Consider the following 21,133-nt stretch of genomic DNA (forward strand, 5'->3'; position numbering starts at 1 on the left):
CAATCCATAGAATTAAGGGTAATACTAGTTATAGGAGGATACCATGTATTTCATTTATTTGGCGATTATCATTTTAATCCCGATTTATGCACAAATGAAAGTGAAAAGCACGTATAAAAAATATTCAAAGGTATCGGCCTCTTCCGGTATGAGTGGTGCTGAGACTGCTCGGGCCATTTTAGATCAAAATGGACTGTTCAATGTCAGGGTCGAAGAGACACCTGGAATGCTCTCGGACCATTATGACCCAAGGGATAAAACGGTGCGTTTATCAACGGATAACTATCACGGCCATTCAGTTGCCGGTGTAGCGGTTGCAGCCCATGAAGTTGGACATGCGATTCAAGATAAAGAAGCCTATGCATTCTTGCGTTTCCGACATGCATTAGTACCGGTAGCTAATTTTGGCTCTAACATATCTTGGATTTTGATTTTAATCGGGATGTTAGCTTCACTTCCTGGGTTGCTATTGGCGGGTATCGTATTTATGGCAGCCGCTGTATTGTTCCAAGTGATAACCCTGCCGGTTGAATTCAATGCCTCTTCTCGGGCGATGGATCAACTCGTTTCCGCTGGGGTCATCCGGAATGATGAAGAACGGGAAACGAAAAAAGTATTAAGTGCCGCTGCGATGACTTATGTTGCTGCCGCTCTTGTAGCCGTACTGGAATTAGTTCGTCTTCTGCTCATGTATACAGGAATGAGGGAAGAAGATTAATTTGAAAAAGGACACCATCTTGGATGGGGTCCTTTTTTCATTTTTAAGGGTATTTGTTGCACATCGCTAATAAAATTCAGTTAGACAGGGCAACATTCATAAGGATTGCATTCCATCGGTATGCCACAAATCAATGGATTACCTTTCAATGGGATTCTTGTTCTCATCAAGGGTAAAGCCCTCACCCAATACGTCATGAACTTCACTTACTGATACAAATGCATGAGGGTCCACAGAAGTTATGGCATTTTTTAAGCGGACTAACTCATTTTTCCCAACAACACAATAGAGGACTTCGCGGTCATTGCGTGTAAATGACCCATATCCCCTTAATACAGTTACGCCCCGTTCCATATCATTCATGATTTTTTCAGCAATTTCCTTGTTTTTATCACTAATGATCATTGCACCTCTAGCAGCATAGGCTCCTTCTTGCATAAAGTCGATCACTCTGGCACCTATAAAAACGGCAACGAGGGTGTACATCGCTTCCCGGTAATCCAGGTAGGTAAGGATGGATAGGCCAATGACGACGGCATCAAATATGAACATGGTCCGTCCCATGCCCATCCCTAAGTAACGATGGGCAAAACGCGCAATGATATCCACTCCGCCTGTTGTACCGCCGTAACGAAAAATGATGCCCAGCCCGACACCAACCGAGACCCCGGCAAACAATGCCACAAGCATCAAATCGTTACCGAGATCGATTTCAATTTCATATCTCTCGAAAACCCATAGCCAAACGGAGAGGCCAACCGTTCCGATGATCGTATATAAGAAAGATGTACGACCTAAATATTTCCACCCTATTAAAAATAAGGGAATATTCAAAATCAAATTAGAATAAGAAGGATTTATCCCGATAAGTTGATATATAATCAAGGTAAGACCGGTGAATCCGCCTTCGGCCAAGTTGTTCTGCATATTAAAATGCACGAGGCCAAATGCGAATATTCCAGCCCCAAAAAGGATGAATATGATATTTTTTAATTTTAAGCCCAAAAGCATGTCCCATACCTCCAACGGTTTGCATAGCATTAATTTACTTATTATAACTAATTAACCAACTATGGGCAATTTTGATTCGCGAACGTATCTGTTGTCATCTGTTTCACTTTTAGCTAACATGGAGAAGGTATGATGTTTGAAAACGAAAATCAAGAATGGGTGACTCATATGGAAAAGCAAAAGACGATCCAACAAATGCAAGCGGAAGTCGACCAATACATAGGACAATTTAAAGAAGGATATTTCAGCCCTCTGGCCATGCTCGCCCGCATGTCTGAAGAACTTGGGGAATTGGCTAGGGAAGTCAATCATTACCATGGTGAAAAACCAAAGAAGGCAACGGAGGAAGAGAATACCATTGAAGCGGAATTGGGGGACATGCTTTTTGTGTTGATTTGTTTTGCCAATTCTTTAGGTATTGACCTTCAAAACGCGCATGATTTGGTCATGGAAAAGTTTACAACCCGCGATAAAGATAGATGGACAAGAAAAGAAGAGAAAATGGAGGAGGAAGGTAAAGATGAGTAAAGTGAAAGTGATTGTAGCAGGTCCACGTGGCAGAATGGGAAATGAAGCGGTGAAGCTTGTACACAGGACAGAAGGGTTTGAATTGGCAGCTGTCATAGATCGCAAGCATAACGGGGAAAGCCTTTCCGCAATAGAAGGTTTTCACGGTATTGAAGCACCTGTTTTTTCTGATATAAATGAATGCTTTTCTTCCGTAGAGGCAGACGTATTGATCGATTTGACAACACCGGAAGTGGGCATGTTCCATACCGAAACGGCACTAAATCATGGTATCCGCCCTGTAGTGGGAACGACTGGTTTTACAAAGGAAGATTTAGCCAAGCTGGATTCATTGACAAAAGAAAAGGGCATTGGTTGCATCATCGCGCCAAACTTTGCAATTGGAGCCATTTTGATGATGAAGTTTTCCCAAATGGCCGCAAAGTATTTCCCGGATGTGGAAATCATAGAAATGCACCATGATCAAAAGCTGGATGCACCTTCTGGAACTGCTTCCAAAACGGCAGACATGATTGCAGCGGTACGTGAAACAAAACAACAAGGGCACCCCAATGAAAAAGAAACGATCCAGGGGGCAAGAGGTGCAAATATAGATGGCATGCATATCCACAGTGTCCGGCTACCGGGACTCGTTGCCCATCAACAAGTGCTTTTCGGAAGTGATGGAGAGCTATTGACGGTTCGGCATGATTCCTTTAATCGAGCTTCCTTCATGTCAGGAGTCAAACTTGCTGTCGATACCGTCATGAAATTGGATGTTCTTGTATACGGCTTGGAAAATATTATTGAATAGGGATCAGGAGGATTTACGATGAAAATTGCCTTAATTGCCCATGATATGAAAAAGGAAGATATCATTCAATTTGTGACAGCCTATAAAGATGTATTTGAGCAGCATGAATTATTTGCAACAGGTACGACTGGGAAACGAATCATCGAAGAAGTATCACTGCCAGTCCATCGTTTTCATTCAGGACCTCTTGGCGGTGATCAGGAAATAGGTGCAATGATTGCACGCGGAGAAATGGACATGGTCCTATTTTTCCGCGATCCTTTGACAGCACAGCCACATGAACCTGATGTATCGGCGCTTATACGCCTATCAGATGTATATGAAATTCCCTTGGCAACAAATATGGGCACTGCAGAAGTGCTGATACAAGGTTTGAAACATGGGTATATGGACTGGCTAAAACTACGGCAAAAACAAGGTGAGATAAATGATAAACAAAAGTAACATAGATATCCTGGCTTTCGGGGCACATGCGGATGATGTTGAAATCGGTATGGGTGGCACGATCGCTAAATATGTACAACAAGGAAGGGAAATTGTCATTTGTGATTTGACAAAAGCTGAAATGTCATCCAATGGAACCGTTCCATTGCGGCAAGAGGAAGCGGATAAGGCTGCTGAAATCCTTGGGGTGAAGAGGATTTCCCTTGGTCTACCCGACAGGGGACTATACATGAAGGCGGAATACATAAATCAAATCATTACGGTCATTCGCCAATATAAACCTGCACTTGTATTTGCACCATTTTTGGAAGATCGCCATCCCGATCATGGTAACTGTGCCAAGTTAGTCGAGGAAGCAGTTTTTTCGGCAGGAGTAAGAAAGTATATGGAAGAAGAAGGCCTGGATTCTCATCGTGTCCAAAATATGTACTATTATATGATCAATGGGTTTCACAAACCGGACTTCGTCGTGGACATCACTTCTACAATATCGAAAAAGCTGGATAGCCTTAGGGCATATGGCAGCCAATTCGAAAAAAGTCAAGTATCTGTAGAAACACCGTTAGTTAATGGCTATATCGAGACTGTAGAGGCACGGGAGCGGATGTTCGGCAAAGAAGTGGGAGTCGCCTTTGCGGAGGGATTCAAGACAAAAAAACCGTTACTGATCGATGCCGACTTGTTAGGAGAAAAATAATCTTATGAAATTAAAAATTGGAATTACCTGTTACCCTACAGTTGGGGGTTCTGGTGTCGTAGCAACTGAATTAGGTAAGATGCTTGCAGAAAAAGGACATGAAATACATTTCATTTCTTCGAGCATCCCTTTTCGCTTGAATAAGATGTACTGTAATATTTTTTATCACCAGGTTGAGGTGAACTCATATTCAGTCTTTCAATATCCACCATATGACCTGGCGCTTGCGAGCAAGATGGCGGATGTAGTAAAACGGGAGAAATTAGATATCCTCCACGTTCATTATGCAATTCCACATGCAGTTTGTGCGATCCTTGCAAAGCAGATGTCAGGTAATGAAGTGAAGATCGTAACCACACTGCATGGTACGGATATAACCGTATTGGGCCATGATCCCTCATTGACCAATTTGATTAAATTCGGCATTGAGCAATCAGATGTCGTTACAGGAGTATCTAATTCCCTTGTCCAGCAAACGCACGAATTAATCGCGCCGGATAAGGAAATCAAAACCGTTTATAATTTTATTGATGAAAGAGAATACCATAAATCCAATTCCGATTACCTTAAAGATGAATACGGAATCAGGGAAGATGAAAAAGTGATCATACATGTTTCGAATTTCCGTTCGGTCAAGCGGGTGAAAGACGTCATCCAGGCGTTTTATTTAACTCAAAAGAAAATGCCTGCAAAGCTTCTGCTCGTAGGAGACGGGCCGGAAGTGACAACCGTATTGAAATTGGCTAAAGATCTTGGAATCGATGATTCGGTCTTGTTCCTTGGTAAGCAGGATAACCTTGCCGAATTATATTCAATCAGTGATTTGATATTCTTGTTATCGGAAAAAGAGAGCTTCGGGCTTGTGCTGCTCGAGGCGATGGCATGTGGAGTTCCTTGTATCGGGACGAATATCGGGGGAATTCCTGAAGTCATCGTTGATGGGGAGACAGGTTATATTTGTGAATTGGGAGATGTCAAAATGGTTGCTGAAAAAGCGATTGGCCTTTTAAGCGACCCGATTTTACATAAACGCTTTTCTGAAGCTGCGCTGGAAAGGGCCAATACTGAATTTCACAGTGATACTATTATGTCAGAGTATGAAGCCATCTACATTCAAGCACTTGAAGGTAAATCCATGGAATAGGGAGGAGATGCTGATGGATCGGTTATTCTTGAAATCAGTACCCATTCTGGAATTGATTGAAGAAGCAGGATACGAGGCTTATTTCGTTGGCGGCTCTGTAAGGGATTATATCCTTGGCAGGCCCATAAACGATGTGGACATCGCTACTTCCGCAACACCCCAGGAAATCAAAAGGATTTTTCCTAATACGGCTGATATCGGAATCGACCACGGTACAGTGCTTGTCATTACGGATACGGGTACATATGAAATTACGACGTTTAGAACGGAAAGCGGGTATTCGGACTTTCGCAGACCCGATGCCGTAAAATTTGTCCGTTCTTTGACTGAGGATTTGCAAAGAAGAGATTTTACCATGAATGCAATAGCAATGGATAGGACCGGAAAGATCATCGATCCATTTAATGGTAGGCGCGATTTGGCACAAAAAAGGATTATCACGGTCGGTAACCCGCATGAAAGGTTTCATGAGGATGCATTGAGAATGATGCGTGCTTTAAGGTTCGTCAGTCAACTTGATTTTGAACTGGATCAAGAAACCTTTGATTCCCTTAAAGAGAACGCCCAGAACATCAGTGAAATCGCTGTCGAAAGAATCCTGGTTGAATTTGAGAAGCTAGCGGCAGGCTCCAATAAGATAAAGGCTTTCTCACTCTTGCTGGAAAGCGGATTATATCAATACCTGCCTCTATTCTCAAATAAAAAAAGTCATCTAATGGACTTACTGAACGTGCCGCTTCAGCAGCTGAAAGCGGCTGAAATATGGTCTATCATAATGGTTCACACAAAGGATCAAGAAATGGAAGAGGCTTTGAGAGCATGGAAGCTGCCATTGAAAACCATTAGAAACGTTCAACGTACAATACAGATGGTGAAGAAAAAAGAACCATCAGCCATCGATGTATTTCAGGCAGGTCATGGCGTAACGGTTCAAGCTGCTAAAGTCAGGGCTGCACTGACTGGCGGTAATGTATCGGATGCTGAAGAGAATGCACACCAACGCTACAATGAACTTATTATAAAGCAAATGTCGGATCTTGCCGTTACGGGGACGGATTTATTGAGTTGGCATCAAGAAAAGCCAGGTCCATGGGTCAAAGAATACTTGGAAAAAATATTGAATGCTGTCTTGAATGAAGAATTAAGAAATGATAAAGAAGAAATAAAGAGGTGGCTGGTGAAATGCAATCTGAGTTAAGATCAAAGCTGATGGAAGCTCTTTCAAAAGCGGATGGTGCGTTTATATCCGGTCAGGAAATTGCTGAATACATTGGCTGTTCGCGCACAGCTGTCTGGAAGCATATAGAAGACCTGCGCAGTGAAGGTTATAGTGTAGAAGCCGTAAGGAAAAAAGGCTACAGAATCATATCAGCGCCTGAAAAAGTCTCCGAAAGCGAAATACAACTTGGCTTGGAAACAAAAACGATCGGCAAGATGATCCATTATCAGGAAACTGTAGAATCCACTCAAAAAATTGCGCATCAACTGGCAAATGAAGGAGTTCAGGAGGGAACCCTCGTCGTTGCCGAGGAGCAGGTATCCGGAAAAGGAAGGCTAATGAGATCTTGGCATTCCCCAAAGTTCAGCGGCATATGGATGAGTCTCATCCTAAGACCGAAAATCCCGATTCATGAGGCTCCGCAACTTACATTATTGGCAGCGGTCGCTGTGGCTCAGGCTATAGAGGATACCACTGATTTAAAGCCACAAATAAAGTGGCCGAATGATATTTTGGTGAACCGCAAGAAAGTGGTGGGCATCCTGACGGAGATGCAGGCGGAGTCAGATAGAATCCATTCTGTCATTATCGGAATTGGAATGAATATCAATCAGCAATTGGAGGATTTTCCTGTAGAACTGCAGGAAAAAGCTTCTTCCCTTCTCATAGAAAGTGGAGGGACGGTTTCAAGGTCCAAAGTCATTCAACGAGCATTGTTTCGTCTGGAAAATCTGTACGAACTCTATTTAGATCAAGGGTTCATGCCTATAAAGGATTTATGGGAGAGTTATGCGATCAGTCTTGGACAGGTAATCAAAGCCAATACCGTTAATGCCACGATTGTTGGAAAAGCATTGGGTATAACGGATTCAGGCGTTTTACTGCTTGAAGACGAAAAAGGAACCATACATTCGATATATTCTGCAGATATTGAAATTCAGTAGATTTTTGTCACATTCGTGAAAATTAAATAGAAATTATCTATTTGGCTTGATATAATGCAAGTGGGCAGTATCTCATGTGAACTGCACCCCCATAAATACCAAATCATTTGAAAATCTGCCTTGATCCAGAGAACTGGACGGGGACGGAGGGATGAAACTTCTGATGAAACAAAGGGATTGACTAAAAAGTTAAGTGCTGTTTATTGATCGAATTGTGGCTGTTCATGCCATTTTTCGTAGCTAAACAGATACTTTTTTAGTCAGTCCTTTTTTTGCGCATGAATGTATAGACACCAGTTTTCGCTGATGTTTTCATCTCCTCCATCAAAAGGAGGAAACGTAATGAAATTGTCCGGAGATTTTTTGAAAATGAAACAAAATCAAGAGAAGATTGTCATGCTGACGGCTTATGATTACCCTTCAGCAAAATTAGCCGAACAATCAGGTGTAGATATGATTTTAGTCGGTGATTCTTTAGGAATGGTCGTATTGGGATATGACTCAACGATTCCAGTTACAGTGAATGACATGATCCATCATACAAAGGCAGTAAAACGCGGGGCACCAAACACATTTGTCGTGACGGATATGCCCTTTATGAGTTATCACCTATCTATGGATGAAACACTCAAGAATGCAGCCCGGATCATGCAGGAAGGTCATGCGGATGCCGTGAAGCTCGAGGGTGCGGATGATGTTGTTGAAAAAATATCAGCATTGACCAAGGCGGGCATCCCGGTTGTTGCCCATCTTGGTTTGACTCCTCAATCCGTCGGCGTCCTGGGCGGATATAAAGTGCAAGGAAAAGATGCTGAAAGTGCAGCACAGCTATTGGAAGATGCGAAAAAATGTCAAGAGGCGGGGGCGATGCTAGTAGTTTTTGAATGTGTTCCATATCAAGTGGGGGAACTCGTTACACGGAACCTCGAAATTCCAACCATTGGAATTGGGGCAGGCGCAGAAACGGATGGTCAAGTCCTCGTTTACCATGATGTCATCAAGTATGGGGTAGACCGGCTTGCGAAATTCGTAAAGGTTTATGGAGATGCAAATGAACTGATTGGCCAATCGATTACAAGCTTTGTGAATGAAGTGAAATCTAAAGATTTTCCTTCGGAAGAACATACATTCACGATGAAGGATGAGCAGCTTTCTGAACTTTACGGAGGGAAAAGATGAAAACTTTTACATCTGCAGCTGATTTGCAATTGGCACTTAGAGAGGAAAAAAACAATCACAAAAGCATTGGCTATGTAGCGACAATGGGGTTTTTGCATGAGGGGCATGCAACCCTCTTGGAAAAGGCCCGCAAAGAAAATGATATTGTGGTATTGAGTATTTTTGTGAATCCGATGCAATTTGGACCTAATGAGGATTTTGAAACATATCCGCGGGATTTGGAACGGGATGAAAATGTCGCAGCCAATGGCGGAGTGGATTATCTCTTCTATCCAACAGTCCATGAAATGTACGGTGAAGAACCATCTGTGAAAGTTGTTGTCCAAAGCAGGACGGATGTTTTATGCGGGAGACAAAGGCCTGGACACTTTGATGGTGTAGCGACTGTCTTAACGAAATTCTTCAATATCATCCTCCCTGATAGAGCTTACTTTGGTAAGAAGGATGCCCAGCAAGTCGCCGTGATAGATGGACTGATCAAAGACTTCAATTTCCCCATCCAGCTTGTTGCTGTAGATACCGTACGCGAAGAAGATGGGTTAGCGAAGAGCTCGCGAAATGTGAACCTATCAGATCAAGAACGCATGGAGGCTAAAGAGCTGTACCAAAGTTTATTAAAGGCCAAAGAGGCGGTGGAATCAGGTGAAAGAAATACAGCAACCGTCACGGCTCTAGTGAGTGAACATATTACTGCCCACACAAGTGGAGTGATCGACTATATTGAAGTCTATCAATACCCGGAACTTAAACCACTTGAATCGCTGGCAGGAAACATCATCATTGCAATGGCTGTAAAGTTCAAGCATGCAAGACTAATTGATAATATCACCTTATATGTAGAATAATTCATAAGATCAGGGGGAATTGAGATGTTTCGAACGATGATGAATGGAAAAATCCACCGTGCACGTGTAACTGAAGCTAATTTGAATTATGTAGGCAGCATTACGATTGATGAGGATATAATTGATGCGGTGGGTATTCTGCCTAATGAAAAAGTCGCCATCGTTAATAATAATAATGGTGCACGGCTTGAAACGTATGTGATTGCAGGTGAACGGGGTAGCGGTGTCGTGTGTTTGAATGGAGCGGCAGCTAGACTGGTGCAGCCGGATGATGTCGTGATAATCATTTCTTATGTGATGGTTTCTGAGGATAAACTGGGAGATCATAAACCAAAAGTTGCAATCATGGATGAAAACAACAAAATCATTGATCTGATTTCAAACGAACCTGCAGCTACAATCATGTAAGCGGAGGGCCGGCACATGTGCATGAATCATGCATAATTGTGCCGGCCCTTTTCGTCTATTGATGTACGGCTTGTTTCCTTTATTACGATTATTATGGTATAAAAAAGATAAGAGAATTCCATCAGGAAGTGGAGAAAGCGAAGTTTGAGGTGTACAATTCATGATGCAACGATATGTAGTGGTTGATTTGGAAACAACAGGGAATTCTCCGAAAAAAGGAGATAGGATTATTCAATTTGCTGGAGTGGTCATTGAAAATGACCAAATTGTGGATGAATACTCTACATTCATCCATCCTGGACAGGAAATTTCCTTGTTTATTGAAGAATTGACCGGAATAAGCAACGAGACGGTAAAAAATGCACCTGACTTTGAAGATGTTGCAGAAAATATTGCCCGGCTTATTGAAGGGGCTTGTTTTGTTGCCCATAATGTTTTATTTGATTTATCTTTTTTACAGGAAGAACTAGTACGATGCGGGTTTGAGCCGTTTTATGGTTCCACCCTTGATACAGTGGAGTTGGCGAAAATATTAAAACCAACATCCGATGGATATAAGCTGCACCAGCTGGCTAAAGAAGAAAACCTAGATCATTCCAGGCCTCATCAAGCGGATAGTGATGCATATGCCACCGCGTTATTATTGTTGGAATTGAAAAAAAAGCTGATGAATCTTCCAGTCATGACACTTAAACAGTTACATCGATTATCTTATTCCTTACAAAGTGAGGTTTCCGAATTAATAGATGCTTGCATTGCAAGCAAACTTGCTAAAGCAGAAGTCCATTCATCTGATCTAATTACTTATAGGGGCCTTGCGTTTAAAAAGGCCGAGGACGAAGGTGATCATAAAGACACGGAGTCGAATTTCCCGCTCGATGATGAGGAAAAAATAGCCATGCTTCAAAATGCATTCCCTTCATTTGAAGCAAGAAGCGGACAACTTGATATGATGAACATGATTCACAATTCCTTCGAAACCAGCCAGGATGCAATCATTGAAGCTGGAACAGGTATTGGAAAATCCATAGGTTATCTGCTTCCGGCCGTTTATTTTGCAAAAAAACATCAAACTCCTGTCGTCGTTTCGACATATACGCTTCAGCTACAGGATCAACTTCTTCAAAATGAGGTTCCTAAGCTTAAGAAAATCCTTCCTTTTACCTTTCAAGCTGTTTTACTGAAGGGGAGAAGCAATTATTTGAGCTTGGCAAAGTTCGAAAGGGCTTTGCGTGAGAAGGAAGATAATTATGAAACGGCCTTAACGAAAATGCAGATATTGGTTTGGCTTACTGAAACCGTAACAGGTGATAAAGATGAATTGAATCTTACAAGCGGCGGTCAGCTATTTTGGAATAGGCTTCAAAGTGATGGTCTTACATACGCCGGTTTAAAACAGCCCTGGCTTGAATTGGATTTTTTTGAAAGGGCAAAAAGAACAGCTGCAAAGGCGGATATCATCATTACTAACCATTCATTTTTAATGACGGATCTGCTTACAGAAGACGCCTTGATTCCAAAAGAAGGGTATTTAGTTCTCGATGAAGCACACCATTTGGAACAGGCTGTATCAAAACAGCTTGGGAGCAGGCTTAATTACATTTCGGTGAAGACGGTTTTGAACAGACTAGGGACATCAGATCAAAAGCAATTATTATATAAATTGGACAGGATGCTCTTAAATAACGGACTGACGAATGGGAAGTCTTCGCATGAATTAGATCAAAAGCTTAGTGATTTTTCGTATGAATTCGAACAGCTTTTTTATTACATTTCCAATCAGGCGGAAAAACTTTCACGTTCCATGAGTCCAAAACGGCTTTCATTTAAAATAGATGATGGAAGATGGAGTAAAGCGATTCTTGTCGCTGAGCGATTGGTGGATTTATTAGGATACATCATCACGGAGTTAGAGAAAAGATTGGCTCTTTTATTGGATGATGAGTCCCCCTTAGGGAAAAATTCATTATTTCACTTGAATGATATCGAGGTGCTGCTTGGACATTTACAGGATACCAGGGACTCCTTGCATGAGTTTTTCATCAAGCCCCATGATGAAAATATTTATTGGCTTGATTATACGAATGCGGCACCTCAGCATGGGGTGACTTTGACGGTTCAGCCGATTTCAGGCAGTAAACGGCTATGGGATTCCTATTTCGGGCGCCAAAAAAGTGTGGTCATGACATCGGCAACCCTTGTGGTGAAGGATTCTTTTAAGTATTTTAAAGAGCAACTTGGTTTAGAGAATGAGCCAATGCAGACAGCAAGTTTTCCATCACCCTTTCCTTATAAGGAACTCGTAAAAGTACTGGTTCCAAATGATTTACCAGATATCAATTGTTTATCGGTGGAGGAATTTTCCGAAACCGCGGCAAACCATATTATTGCTGCCGCTCAGGCAGCGAAAGGGAGAATGATGGTATTATTCACCTCGCATGAAATGCTGCGGGCAACCTATCATTCCGTCAAAGACAGCGGCGTTCTGGATGAGTTCACCCTGTTTGCACAAGGGATTTCTGGCGGAAGCCGGATGAGGCTGCTCAGGAATTTCCAAAATTTCGAGAAAGCGGTCCTGTTTGGGACAACCAGCCTATGGGAGGGCGTCGATATCCCAGGCGAGGATTTATCTTGTTTAATCATTGTCAGGCTGCCTTTTTCGCCACCGGATGAACCAGTGACAGCTGCAAAATGCCAACTTCTCGAGAAGCAAGGGCGCAATCCATTCTCTGCGTATTCTTTACCTGAAGCCCTATTAAGGTTCCGCCAAGGTTTCGGCAGGCTTATACGCACTCCAGAAGATAAAGGGATTTTGGTTATACTTGATCGCCGTATCATCACAGCCAAATATGGACCTGAATTTCAAAAGGCCATTCCGGAAGTGGACTGGCACCAAGCCTCAATATCAGAAATGGCTGAAATGATAGAAGAGTGGATTTAAAGAATCTTGATTATTCATTAATCCAGGAATTTTTATGAATTTATAAAGAAAAATAATCTTTGAACTGGTATAATGTGATAGGTGGTAAAGCCTTCAAATCCTATTCATACCAGTGGTTGTTGACAATTTATTAAAATGGAGGGGCGTTTTCATGGAAAGTAAAATCGAAGTAATTTCAACAGTCAGGTTGCAACATTCTCCTGATCTGTATAAGATTGTGGATTCTTTGAATCGAACATTGAAAAAAGATGACTTAATGTTCGGTCTTGCATTGGATTCCCAAGATCAAGAAAAAGCGATATTTACAATTTATCGTACATAGAAAGAAGGAAAAGCAGCTTTGAAAAAATGGTTGATTATTGCTTCTATCCTAGTCCTTTGTTTTATCGGATTTGTCAGCGGGGCATACATTAAAGCGTTGCAGCCTAAAAAAGAGGCTGGTAATGAGGCTTTTAAAAAGGCAAAGGAAGAAGGCGGCCTTGTGACAATGGAAGAATTCTACCTTTATAATGGGCAGGATTCATACTCCGTCATCATTGGTAAGGGGGAAAAAGGGACTAAAAAAGTAGTCTGGCTTCCTGAGGACAAGAAGAAAGAAATAGTAGTGGAAAACTATAAAGATGGTAAATCAAAAAAAGAGATCTTGAACATTGTCAATGAAAAGCTTAATCCCCAAAAAATCATTTCGGTTAAGCTAGGCATGGAAAAGAACGTTCCGCTCTGGGAAGTAACGTATCTTGATGAATCCGAGCGTTTTAACTATGACTATTATGATTTTAAAACTGGGGAATGGCTAAAGTATTATCGAAGCATTTAGAATGGAGGATTAATTTAAAATGAAATTAGCGAACCGCGTTCAGTCATTAACGCCATCAACAACATTGGCCATTACGGCAAAAGCAAAGGAACTTAAGGCACAAGGTTTAGATATAATTGGTTTGGGTGCTGGTGAACCAGACTATAATACTCCCAAACATATCATAGATGCAGCACTTTTATCCATGAATGAAGGTCAAACTAAATATACGCCATCAGCTGGTCTGCCGAAGCTAAAAGAAGCAATAGCGGCTAAATTGAAACGTGATCAAGGCTTGGAATACAAACCGTCTGAAATTTTGGTTGGCTCAGGTGCAAAGCACGCGCTTTACACATTGTTTCAAGCTATCCTGGATGAGGAAGATGAAGTCATTGTTCCGATTCCATATTGGGTGAGCTATCCTGAGCAAATCAAACTTGCTGACGGAAAGCCGGTTTATGTAGTCGGTACGGAAGAAAATCAATATAAAATCACTAAAGAACAATTAGAACAGGCAATTACCGAAAAAACGAAAGCGGTTATCATCAACTCTCCAAGCAATCCAACGGGCATGCTTTATTCCAGGGAAGAATTGGCAGCTATCGGGGAAGTTTGCCTGGCTCATGATATCTTGATCGTTTCCGACGAAATTTACGAAAAATTGGTTTATGGAAATGCTAAACATACATCCATTGCAGAGATTTCACCTGAATTGAAAAAGCAAACGATCATCATCAATGGTGTTTCTAAATCGCATTCGATGACTGGCTGGAGAATTGGTTATGCAGTCGGTGAAGAGTCCATCATTAAAGCAATGACGAACCTTGCCAGCCATAGCACATCCAACCCAACCACAACCGCTCAATATGGTGCGATTGCCGCTTATGAAGGTACGCAGGAGCCTGTTGAGGAAATGCGTCAGGCATTTGAAGGCCGATTGAATAAGATATATGATAAATTGGTTGAAATTCCAGGCGTTAGCTGCATTAAACCACAAGGGGCATTTTATTTATTCCCGAACGTTAAACATGCAGTTGAATTAACAGGGTACAGCAATGTCGAAGATTTTACGACTGCGTTGCTTGAAGAAGCTCAAGTGGCCGTTATTCCAGGTTCAGGGTTTGGTGCACCTGATAATATCAGACTCTCTTATGCAACTTCACTGGAGTTGCTGGAAGCAGCCGTTGAAAGAATACATTCATTCGTTAAATCAAAAATGGCCTAATTTTTTATAACCTGCAGACTGCCTGGCTACATCAGGGTCTGCAGGTTTTTTTTAGTTGGATTATATTTCGATATGGTACTTCGGGAAGAAGGCGCGACAAGAATTTTAGCTCACTTCACAATTGTAAAGGAAAGGTAGACTACCGTATTATTTGTTACATTAAGCCTATTCAGAGGAATAGAACATTAATATATGCAAAACAAGCTTGTGAAGAAAAATCATATATGATTTTTAATAAAAATCGATTGCAATCATATATGATTTCATATATGATGAAAATATGGAAGAGAAAAACAAAAACCCCAGCAAAAAGCAAATAGCTTATGAGCACCTTCGTAAATTAATTTTGGATGGAACATATGGTTCTGGACAGCGGATCATTATCGATCAAACGGCAAAAGAACTTAGTTTAAGTCCGATTCCTGTCAGGGAAGCGATCAGGCAACTGGAATCTGACGGCCTTATTCAATATAAGCCTTATAGTGGAGCGGTGGTTACAAGCATAAATGAGAGCGAATACATTGAAACTCTTTCTGTTTTATCTTTGCTTGAAGGATATGCAGCTGCCCTCAGTTCTTTAACGATGAATGATCATGATTTTGAAAATCTAATTAATTTAAACAAAGAAATGGAAAAAGCCCTCCATAACTTTGAATTAGAGCTGTTTGGTAAATTAAACGAAAGTTTCCATGCGGAAATTTATGAAAAGTGCGGAAATTCCTTTTTAAAGGAGGAAATTAAACAGGCGCAACAAAGAATGAATAGAGTCAGAAAGTCCATGTTCACCATGGTGCCGCAACGCGCAGTCCAATCGATTCGCGAACATGAAAGCATCATAAAGCTTCTAAAGGAAAAAGCATCTTTTGAAGAAATTGAATCATTGGTGAGAAAGCATAAACTGAATGCCATCAGCACTTTCAAGCAGAGGGCGGAAACTAATCAAGATCAGGCACTTTGATGACCCAGGCTTTGTTTTATAATAGTCGATCGATTATTGATAAAAGCAAAGCCGATTTTTTCACTTAAATTATTCGGAATATTCAAATAATAAAAAAGGTGGTAGAAAAAATGTACGAGGAAATCAAAAGTCGTTTAAGAGGATCCATCGCTCCCGTTATCACTCCGTTTGATGACAAGATGGAAGTAGATGTAAAGGCTATAGAAAATCTAGTAAACTGGCATATTGAAAGCGGTTCCCATGGAATCTCGGTATGCGGGACAACCGGCGAGCCGAGTTCACTAACGATTGAGGAACGGGAATTAGTGATGGAAACGGCAATAAAAGCAGCAAAAGCCCGTGTTCCAGTTGCACCAGGCACGGGATCTGCCAATCAGAAAGAAACGTTACATTTGACAAAAAGGGCACAGGAAATGGGCGCGGATGCTGCTCTGGTCATCGTTCCTTATTACAATAAACCGAATCAACAGGCACTTTACAATCATTTTAAAACGGTCGCCGATGCTGTTGATATCCCGCTGATCGTTTATAACATTCCCGGTAGAACGGCGACGAATTTAGAAGTGAAGACATTGGCACGTCTTGCTGAAGATTGTGAAAATATTATTGGTGTAAAAGAATCAAATAAAGATTTCGAACATGTGAACCGTGTCTTATTGAATTGCGGAAGGGATTTTCTCTTATATTCGGGCATTGAATTATTATGCTATCCAATGTTGGCTATTGGAGGGGCAGGACATATAAGTGCTACTGCTAATATCACTCCTAAAGAAGTGGCGGAAATTTATAACCATTGGGTGGAGGGTGATGTGGATAAGGCACTTGACCTCCATTACAAATTAATGCCATTGAATGATGTTTTGTTTAAAGAAACCAATCCAGGACCATTAAAAGCTGCGATGGGTATGATGGGGAAAATCAATCCCGCATTAAGGCCGCCTATGGGACCTCCTTCGGAACCATTGGAAAAAGAACTGCGTGAAACCCTTCAATCATACGGGTTGATTGACCAAAAAATCCAGTCATAATTGCTAGATTGGGAAGATTGCGCAAATCCAAACGATTATTGTCATCTTCCCGAATTAATTTTTAAAGGAGGATTTATCATGCAAACTTTTCCCGTGCAAGATGTGAAGCATTACATCAATGGTCAATTTGTCGATGGTATCTCAGGAAAAACATTTGAAAATCTTAGCCCTTTTAATAATCAAGCAATCAATAATGTGGCAGAAGGGTTTAAAGAGGATATTGATCAAGCGGTCGCTGCTGCAAGAGCTGCATTCGATAATGGCCCATGGAGAACGATGAAAGTGGAAGAAAGATTGAAGTACATTAATAGGATTGCTGATTTAATTGAAGAAAATGCCGAAGAAATTTCCTTTTTGGAATCACTTGATACAGGGTTGCCGATTAGCCAGACAAAAAAACAAGCGGCAAGGGGAGCGGAGAATTTCCGTTTTTATTCTGAAATGGTGAAAAGCAGGTTAATAGGAGAGTCATATCAAGTGGATGACACTTTCATCAATTATACAATTCATAAACCGATAGGGGTGGCAGGATTAATCACTCCTTGGAATGCGCCTTTCATGTTAGAAACATGGAAGATCGCCCCGGCCCTGGCTACAGGTAATACATGTGTCCTTAAACCGGCGGAGTGGTCTCCATTGACTGCCAATAAATTAGCACAAATCATCGATCAATCCGGTCTGCCAAAAGGTGTATTCAATATCGTTCATGGCTTTGGGGAGACAGCAGGGGCGTCCTTGGTTGCCCACCCTGAAGTCCAATTGATATCTTTTACCGGAGAAACGACAACCGGTGCTGAAATCATTAAAAATGGTGCAGATACAATGAAACGCTTTTCCATGGAACTTGGAGGTAAATCACCAGCGGTCATTTTTGAAGATGCCGATTTAGAAAAGGCCCTGGATTCAGTGGTATGGGGAATTTATTCATTCAATGGGGAGCGCTGCACAGCCAATTCCAGATTATTTGTCCATGAATCGATAATAGACCAGTTCGTTGCAGAATTGAAGGAACGTGTTCATAATATCAAAATTGGAAACCCAATGGATCCAGACACGGAAATCGGACCGCTGATCCATCGTAACCATTATAATAATGTCTCCCGTTATCTGGATATAGCAAAAGATGAAGGGGCAGAGATTGTAAGCGGTGCCATCCCAAGTGCGTTCAAGCAAGGGAATTATATTGCCCCGACGCTTCTCTTAAACTGTACAAATGATATGACGGTGGCACAAGAAGAGATTTTTGGTCCCGTCATGGCGGTCATTCCTTTCAAGGCTGAAGAGGAAGTGCTCAGAATGGCCAATGATGTAAAGTATGGGCTAGCTGCTTATGTATGGACCAATGATATGAAACGTGGACATAGGTTTGCTCAAGCTGTCGATAGTGGGATGGTCTGGGTGAATTCCCAAAATGTTAGGGATTTGAGGATTCCATTTGGAGGATCGAAATATAGTGGGGTAGGACGTGAAGGTGGCCATTATAGCTTTGAATTCTATACGGAAACACAAGTCATCCACGTGGCAATTGGAGAACATCATATTCCAAAATTTGGATACGTAAAACAAAATGCCGTTTCTTCTGCTGAAAAATAATCCGGGTTTCATTAAAGAAGGGGAGAATACTATGAATTTTTCTATTATTCGTGTTGCGAGAACGATACTTAATGTAACAGATTTAGATAAATCAAGAGCCTTTTATGTGGATGCTTTAGGTTTTATTGAAACGGAAAGAACGAATGATCACATATATTTACGTGGTTTAGAGGAAGCGCATCATCATTCGCTTATTTTGCAAAAGGCAGAAAAGCCAAGCGTTGAAGCAATAGGATACAAGGTTGAAAAAGAGGAAGACCTTGAAGGGTTGGAATCTTTCTTCCTGTCCAAGGGAATGAAAATGAAGTGGATGCAGGAAGGAACACAGCATGCACTGGGCAAGTCGCTGCGAGTTCAGGATATTTCAGGATTGCCAGTGGAGTTTTTTTACAAAATGGATAAAGCCGAGAGATTGCTGCAACGATTCGATATGCATAGGGGTTCGAGGGTCCAAAGAATCGATCATGTGAATTGTTGTGTACCAAATGTGCAAAAAGCCTCCGATTTTTATGTGAAAGAATTAGGTTTTGCCTGCTCGGAAGATACAGTGGATGAGTCGGGCAAATTATGGGCAACGTGGCTACATAGAAAGCAAACGGTCCATGACCAGGCATTCATGAACGGTATCGGCCCAAGACTTCATCATGTAGGCTTCTTTCTGCCTGACCCGCTTGCACTTATCCATGCCTGTGATGTACTGGCATCACTTGGATATGCAGAGTCCATCGAACGCGGACCAGGAAGGCATGGCCTATCCAATGCATTCTTCCTATATTTAAGAGACCCGGACGGTCACAGGATCGAATTATACAATGGGGACTACTTAACATCTGACCCGGATACCGAACCGATTCATTGGGATTTGAATGATCCAAGACGCCAGACATTCTGGGGAGCCAAAGCTCCGGATTCATGGTTTGATGAGGCATCTTCTGTACTTGATATAATATCAGGAGAAGAAGTCCCGCTTAAAGAACCGATCCTGGCAAAAAGCAAGCCAGAATTCATCATCTAAAAAGAAGTGGGGTTTAGGATGAATGAGCGAACGTTTCGGCAAAAAATACATCGATTCTCATGGTCTTTTCGATAGGGCGCCAGTACAACTGGTGAATAGTTGATGGAAGAATGCTGGATTATGGAAGTTCCGTTTACTGAGTTTATAATGGAAGCTTTCAAGAAGCAAAGGAAGGAAGATGAATTTGGCTATCATTCATGTTCAGCACCCACTTTCCAGTATATATACAAGCAGAACCGTGTGTGCTGGCTCTTGGATTTTTCGACGGAGTTCATCTAGGCCATCAAGAATTGATAAATCTAGCCAAAAGGATTGCCATTCAGCAAGATTTGAAATTGGCAGTCATGACTTTTTTTCCACATCCAAAGCAAATCATTGGAAACGATCAAACGCCCCAAACATACATTACTCCTTTAGAGCAAAAAGCAAAAATAATGCAGGATTTAGGTGAGAAACCTTGATAGTCGTGAACTTCGATTCCGCATTTGCCCATCTTTCACCTTCAGGCTTTATCGAGGATTATCTATGTGGATTTAAATGCAAACATGCCGTGGCTGGATTCGATTTCCGCTATGGGCATAAAGGGGAAGGGAATATGGAAACGTTGAAAATCGAAGGTAAGCGATTTTTTGAAGTGACGGAAATGAAGAAATTTGAAATTGATTATGAAAAAGTTAGTTCCACCAAGCTTAGAAACTTGATTGCGGAAGGTCGGTTTGCATATATCCCGGCATACCTTGGCTCATATTTTGAAAGTCAAGGGATAATCAACTCCAAGGATAGTCAACACGTCATCGTTACATTATCGGAAGCATTCCTGACACCCCCGCCCGGCGTGTATTTAATCGAAATCCAAACCGAAGGAAATGTTCATGAGGGAATTGCCCATCAAATAATGGACGGATCATTTCAAGGGAGTTGGCATCTGCATTTCAATGAATCTCTTCCTTTGAAAGGAAAGAAGATTCATATCAAATGGAAAAGTGAAAGTATAAAGAAGTCAAAACAGATGAAGGATATGCGAGCCAAGTCTATAGCGAAGGTGCAAGCATTATAAAAGATATGGTCAGGGACAGGGCAGCAGTGGGAGCTTACTGCTGCCCTATTTGTAAGTGTCATCAGTTATACAAAAGGAGTACGGAAAGCTTAGTAATTGGTTTTAGACCCTCTTTGTGCAGAATAGTTTGTTGGGATTTTGGGAGGCCGGGGGGATATGTGCCATGGAAGAAAGCGGCTGACATTGGAGAGGCTCTATAATACAGGTACCGTCCTTGGAAAAATAAATATCAGAAGAGGTGCGAAGAGATGGTTCGGTTGGAAAAAAAACTTGAAGAATCGGAACAAACTAATCTAGTGGATTATGAAAAAATTGTTGCCTCCAAAGAGTTTCAGAATATGCTTTCCGATAAAAAGAAATTCGTCATCCCTTTTACGATTTTCTTTATGGGATATTCCATGCTTTTGCCTTTCCTGGTTTTTTACACAGATATCCTGGATCGCCCTTTCATTGGGGACATAACATGGGCGTGGGTGTACGGTGTCTCCATTACGGTTATGTCTGTATGGGTTTGCAGCGTATATGTACGGAAATCAGAAAGAATCGATGAACAGATAAAAGAAATCATCGAGAAAGAAGGGCTTTGAATC

The 21,133-nt window shown here is 41.6% G+C and carries 23 protein-coding genes; 22 read left to right on the plus strand and 1 reads right to left on the minus strand.

What is annotated here, in order from left to right; all coding sequences use genetic code 11:
* Nucleotides 1-43 precede the first annotated feature (43 nt).
* Nucleotides 44-718, plus strand: coding sequence for a zinc metallopeptidase (locus tag ACIQYG_RS16870; protein ID WP_207440386.1), 675 nt, complete (start codon nt 44-46; stop codon nt 716-718).
* A gap of 138 nt (nt 719-856) precedes the next feature.
* Here the strand turns inward: ACIQYG_RS16870 and ACIQYG_RS16875 are convergent, their stop codons facing one another.
* Nucleotides 857-1,729, minus strand: coding sequence for a YitT family protein (locus ACIQYG_RS16875; RefSeq protein WP_402839985.1), 873 nt, complete (start codon nt 1,727-1,729; stop codon nt 857-859).
* A gap of 129 nt (nt 1,730-1,858) precedes the next feature.
* Here ACIQYG_RS16875 and ACIQYG_RS16880 point away from each other — a divergent pair, with 129 nt between their 5' ends.
* The 21 genes from ACIQYG_RS16880 (at nt 1,859) to ACIQYG_RS16980 (ending at nt 21,130) form a co-directional block, all read left to right on the plus strand.
* On the plus strand, nt 1,859-2,257 hold the full coding sequence (locus ACIQYG_RS16880; RefSeq protein ID WP_402839988.1) for a nucleotide pyrophosphohydrolase: 399 nt from the start codon (nt 1,859-1,861) through the stop codon (nt 2,255-2,257).
* Nucleotides 2,250-3,050: a 4-hydroxy-tetrahydrodipicolinate reductase gene (gene dapB / locus ACIQYG_RS16885; RefSeq protein WP_268564143.1), complete on the plus strand. Its 801-nt coding sequence runs from the start codon at nt 2,250-2,252 to the stop codon at nt 3,048-3,050. Before ACIQYG_RS16880 ends, dapB begins: the two co-directional genes overlap by 8 nt.
* Nucleotides 3,051-3,068: 18 nt before the next feature.
* Entirely contained in the window at nt 3,069-3,494 is a 426-nt protein-coding gene (locus tag ACIQYG_RS16890) for a methylglyoxal synthase (RefSeq protein WP_402839991.1), read from the plus strand.
* Nucleotides 3,478-4,191 carry a bacillithiol biosynthesis deacetylase BshB1 gene (bshB1, locus tag ACIQYG_RS16895; protein WP_402839994.1) on the plus strand — a complete coding sequence of 238 codons (714 nt, stop codon included), beginning with the start codon at nt 3,478-3,480 and terminating at the stop codon, nt 4,189-4,191. Before ACIQYG_RS16890 ends, bshB1 begins: the two co-directional genes overlap by 17 nt.
* A 4-nt stretch (nt 4,192-4,195) precedes the next feature.
* On the plus strand, nt 4,196-5,335 hold the full coding sequence (gene bshA, locus ACIQYG_RS16900) for an N-acetyl-alpha-D-glucosaminyl L-malate synthase BshA (RefSeq protein ID WP_402839997.1): 1,140 nt from the start codon (nt 4,196-4,198) through the stop codon (nt 5,333-5,335).
* Nucleotides 5,336-5,348: 13 nt separating this feature from the next.
* On the plus strand, nt 5,349-6,533 hold the full coding sequence (locus ACIQYG_RS16905; protein WP_402839999.1) for a CCA tRNA nucleotidyltransferase: 1,185 nt from the start codon (nt 5,349-5,351) through the stop codon (nt 6,531-6,533).
* Entirely contained in the window at nt 6,518-7,498 is a 981-nt protein-coding gene (locus ACIQYG_RS16910) for a biotin--[acetyl-CoA-carboxylase] ligase (protein WP_402840001.1), read from the plus strand. Before ACIQYG_RS16905 ends, ACIQYG_RS16910 begins: the two co-directional genes overlap by 16 nt.
* Nucleotides 7,499-7,840: 342 nt before the next feature.
* Nucleotides 7,841-8,677 (plus strand): 3-methyl-2-oxobutanoate hydroxymethyltransferase, encoded by an 837-nt coding sequence (gene panB / locus ACIQYG_RS16915; protein ID WP_402840004.1) that lies wholly within the window; start codon nt 7,841-7,843, stop codon nt 8,675-8,677.
* Nucleotides 8,674-9,522: a pantoate--beta-alanine ligase gene (gene panC, locus ACIQYG_RS16920; RefSeq protein ID WP_402840007.1), complete on the plus strand. Its 849-nt coding sequence runs from the start codon at nt 8,674-8,676 to the stop codon at nt 9,520-9,522. Before panB ends, panC begins: the two co-directional genes overlap by 4 nt.
* 24 nt (nt 9,523-9,546) lie before the next feature.
* Nucleotides 9,547-9,930, plus strand: a complete 384-nt coding sequence (gene panD, locus ACIQYG_RS16925; protein ID WP_402840010.1) for an aspartate 1-decarboxylase — start codon at nt 9,547-9,549, stop codon at nt 9,928-9,930.
* A gap of 160 nt (nt 9,931-10,090) precedes the next feature.
* Nucleotides 10,091-12,871: an ATP-dependent DNA helicase DinG gene (gene dinG, locus ACIQYG_RS16930; protein WP_402840012.1), complete on the plus strand. Its 2,781-nt coding sequence runs from the start codon at nt 10,091-10,093 to the stop codon at nt 12,869-12,871.
* Between the two features lie 151 nt (nt 12,872-13,022).
* Nucleotides 13,023-13,193, plus strand: a complete 171-nt coding sequence (locus ACIQYG_RS16935) for a YpmA family protein (protein WP_065310840.1) — start codon at nt 13,023-13,025, stop codon at nt 13,191-13,193.
* Nucleotides 13,194-13,211: 18 nt separating this feature from the next.
* Nucleotides 13,212-13,688: a cell wall elongation regulator TseB-like domain-containing protein gene (locus tag ACIQYG_RS16940; RefSeq protein ID WP_402840015.1), complete on the plus strand. Its 477-nt coding sequence runs from the start codon at nt 13,212-13,214 to the stop codon at nt 13,686-13,688.
* A gap of 19 nt (nt 13,689-13,707) precedes the next feature.
* Complete coding sequence (locus ACIQYG_RS16945) at nt 13,708-14,892, plus strand: pyridoxal phosphate-dependent aminotransferase (protein WP_402840018.1); 1,185 nt, start codon at nt 13,708-13,710, stop codon at nt 14,890-14,892.
* A gap of 280 nt (nt 14,893-15,172) precedes the next feature.
* A complete protein-coding gene (locus tag ACIQYG_RS16950; RefSeq protein WP_402840020.1) occupies nt 15,173-15,850 on the plus strand; it encodes a GntR family transcriptional regulator in 678 nt (225 codons plus the stop codon).
* A 110-nt stretch (nt 15,851-15,960) separates the two neighbouring features.
* Complete coding sequence (gene hpaI, locus ACIQYG_RS16955) at nt 15,961-16,878, plus strand: 2,4-dihydroxyhept-2-ene-1,7-dioic acid aldolase (protein WP_402840023.1); 918 nt, start codon at nt 15,961-15,963, stop codon at nt 16,876-16,878.
* Nucleotides 16,879-16,956: 78 nt separating this feature from the next.
* On the plus strand, nt 16,957-18,471 hold the full coding sequence (hpaE, locus tag ACIQYG_RS16960; protein ID WP_402840026.1) for a 5-carboxymethyl-2-hydroxymuconate semialdehyde dehydrogenase: 1,515 nt from the start codon (nt 16,957-16,959) through the stop codon (nt 18,469-18,471).
* 31 nt (nt 18,472-18,502) lie between these two features.
* The gene (gene hpaD, locus ACIQYG_RS16965) at nt 18,503-19,486 is read left to right on the plus strand and encodes a 3,4-dihydroxyphenylacetate 2,3-dioxygenase (RefSeq protein ID WP_402840028.1); all 984 of its coding nucleotides are present in this window, start codon (nt 18,503-18,505) and stop codon (nt 19,484-19,486) included.
* Between the two features lie 242 nt (nt 19,487-19,728).
* Entirely contained in the window at nt 19,729-19,947 is a 219-nt protein-coding gene (locus ACIQYG_RS16970) for an adenylyltransferase/cytidyltransferase family protein (protein ID WP_402840031.1), read from the plus strand.
* Nucleotides 19,948-19,952: 5 nt separating this feature from the next.
* The gene (locus ACIQYG_RS16975; protein WP_402840264.1) at nt 19,953-20,543 is read left to right on the plus strand and encodes a hypothetical protein; all 591 of its coding nucleotides are present in this window, start codon (nt 19,953-19,955) and stop codon (nt 20,541-20,543) included.
* Nucleotides 20,544-20,791: 248 nt separating this feature from the next.
* Nucleotides 20,792-21,130, plus strand: a complete 339-nt coding sequence (locus ACIQYG_RS16980) for a DUF485 domain-containing protein (RefSeq protein ID WP_402840034.1) — start codon at nt 20,792-20,794, stop codon at nt 21,128-21,130.
* Nucleotides 21,131-21,133 lie beyond the last annotated feature (3 nt).

Origin of the sequence: Peribacillus sp. NPDC096622, assembly GCF_044762665.1 — a bacterium.
GTDB lineage: Bacteria > Bacillota > Bacilli > Bacillales > DSM-1321 > Peribacillus > Peribacillus frigoritolerans_B.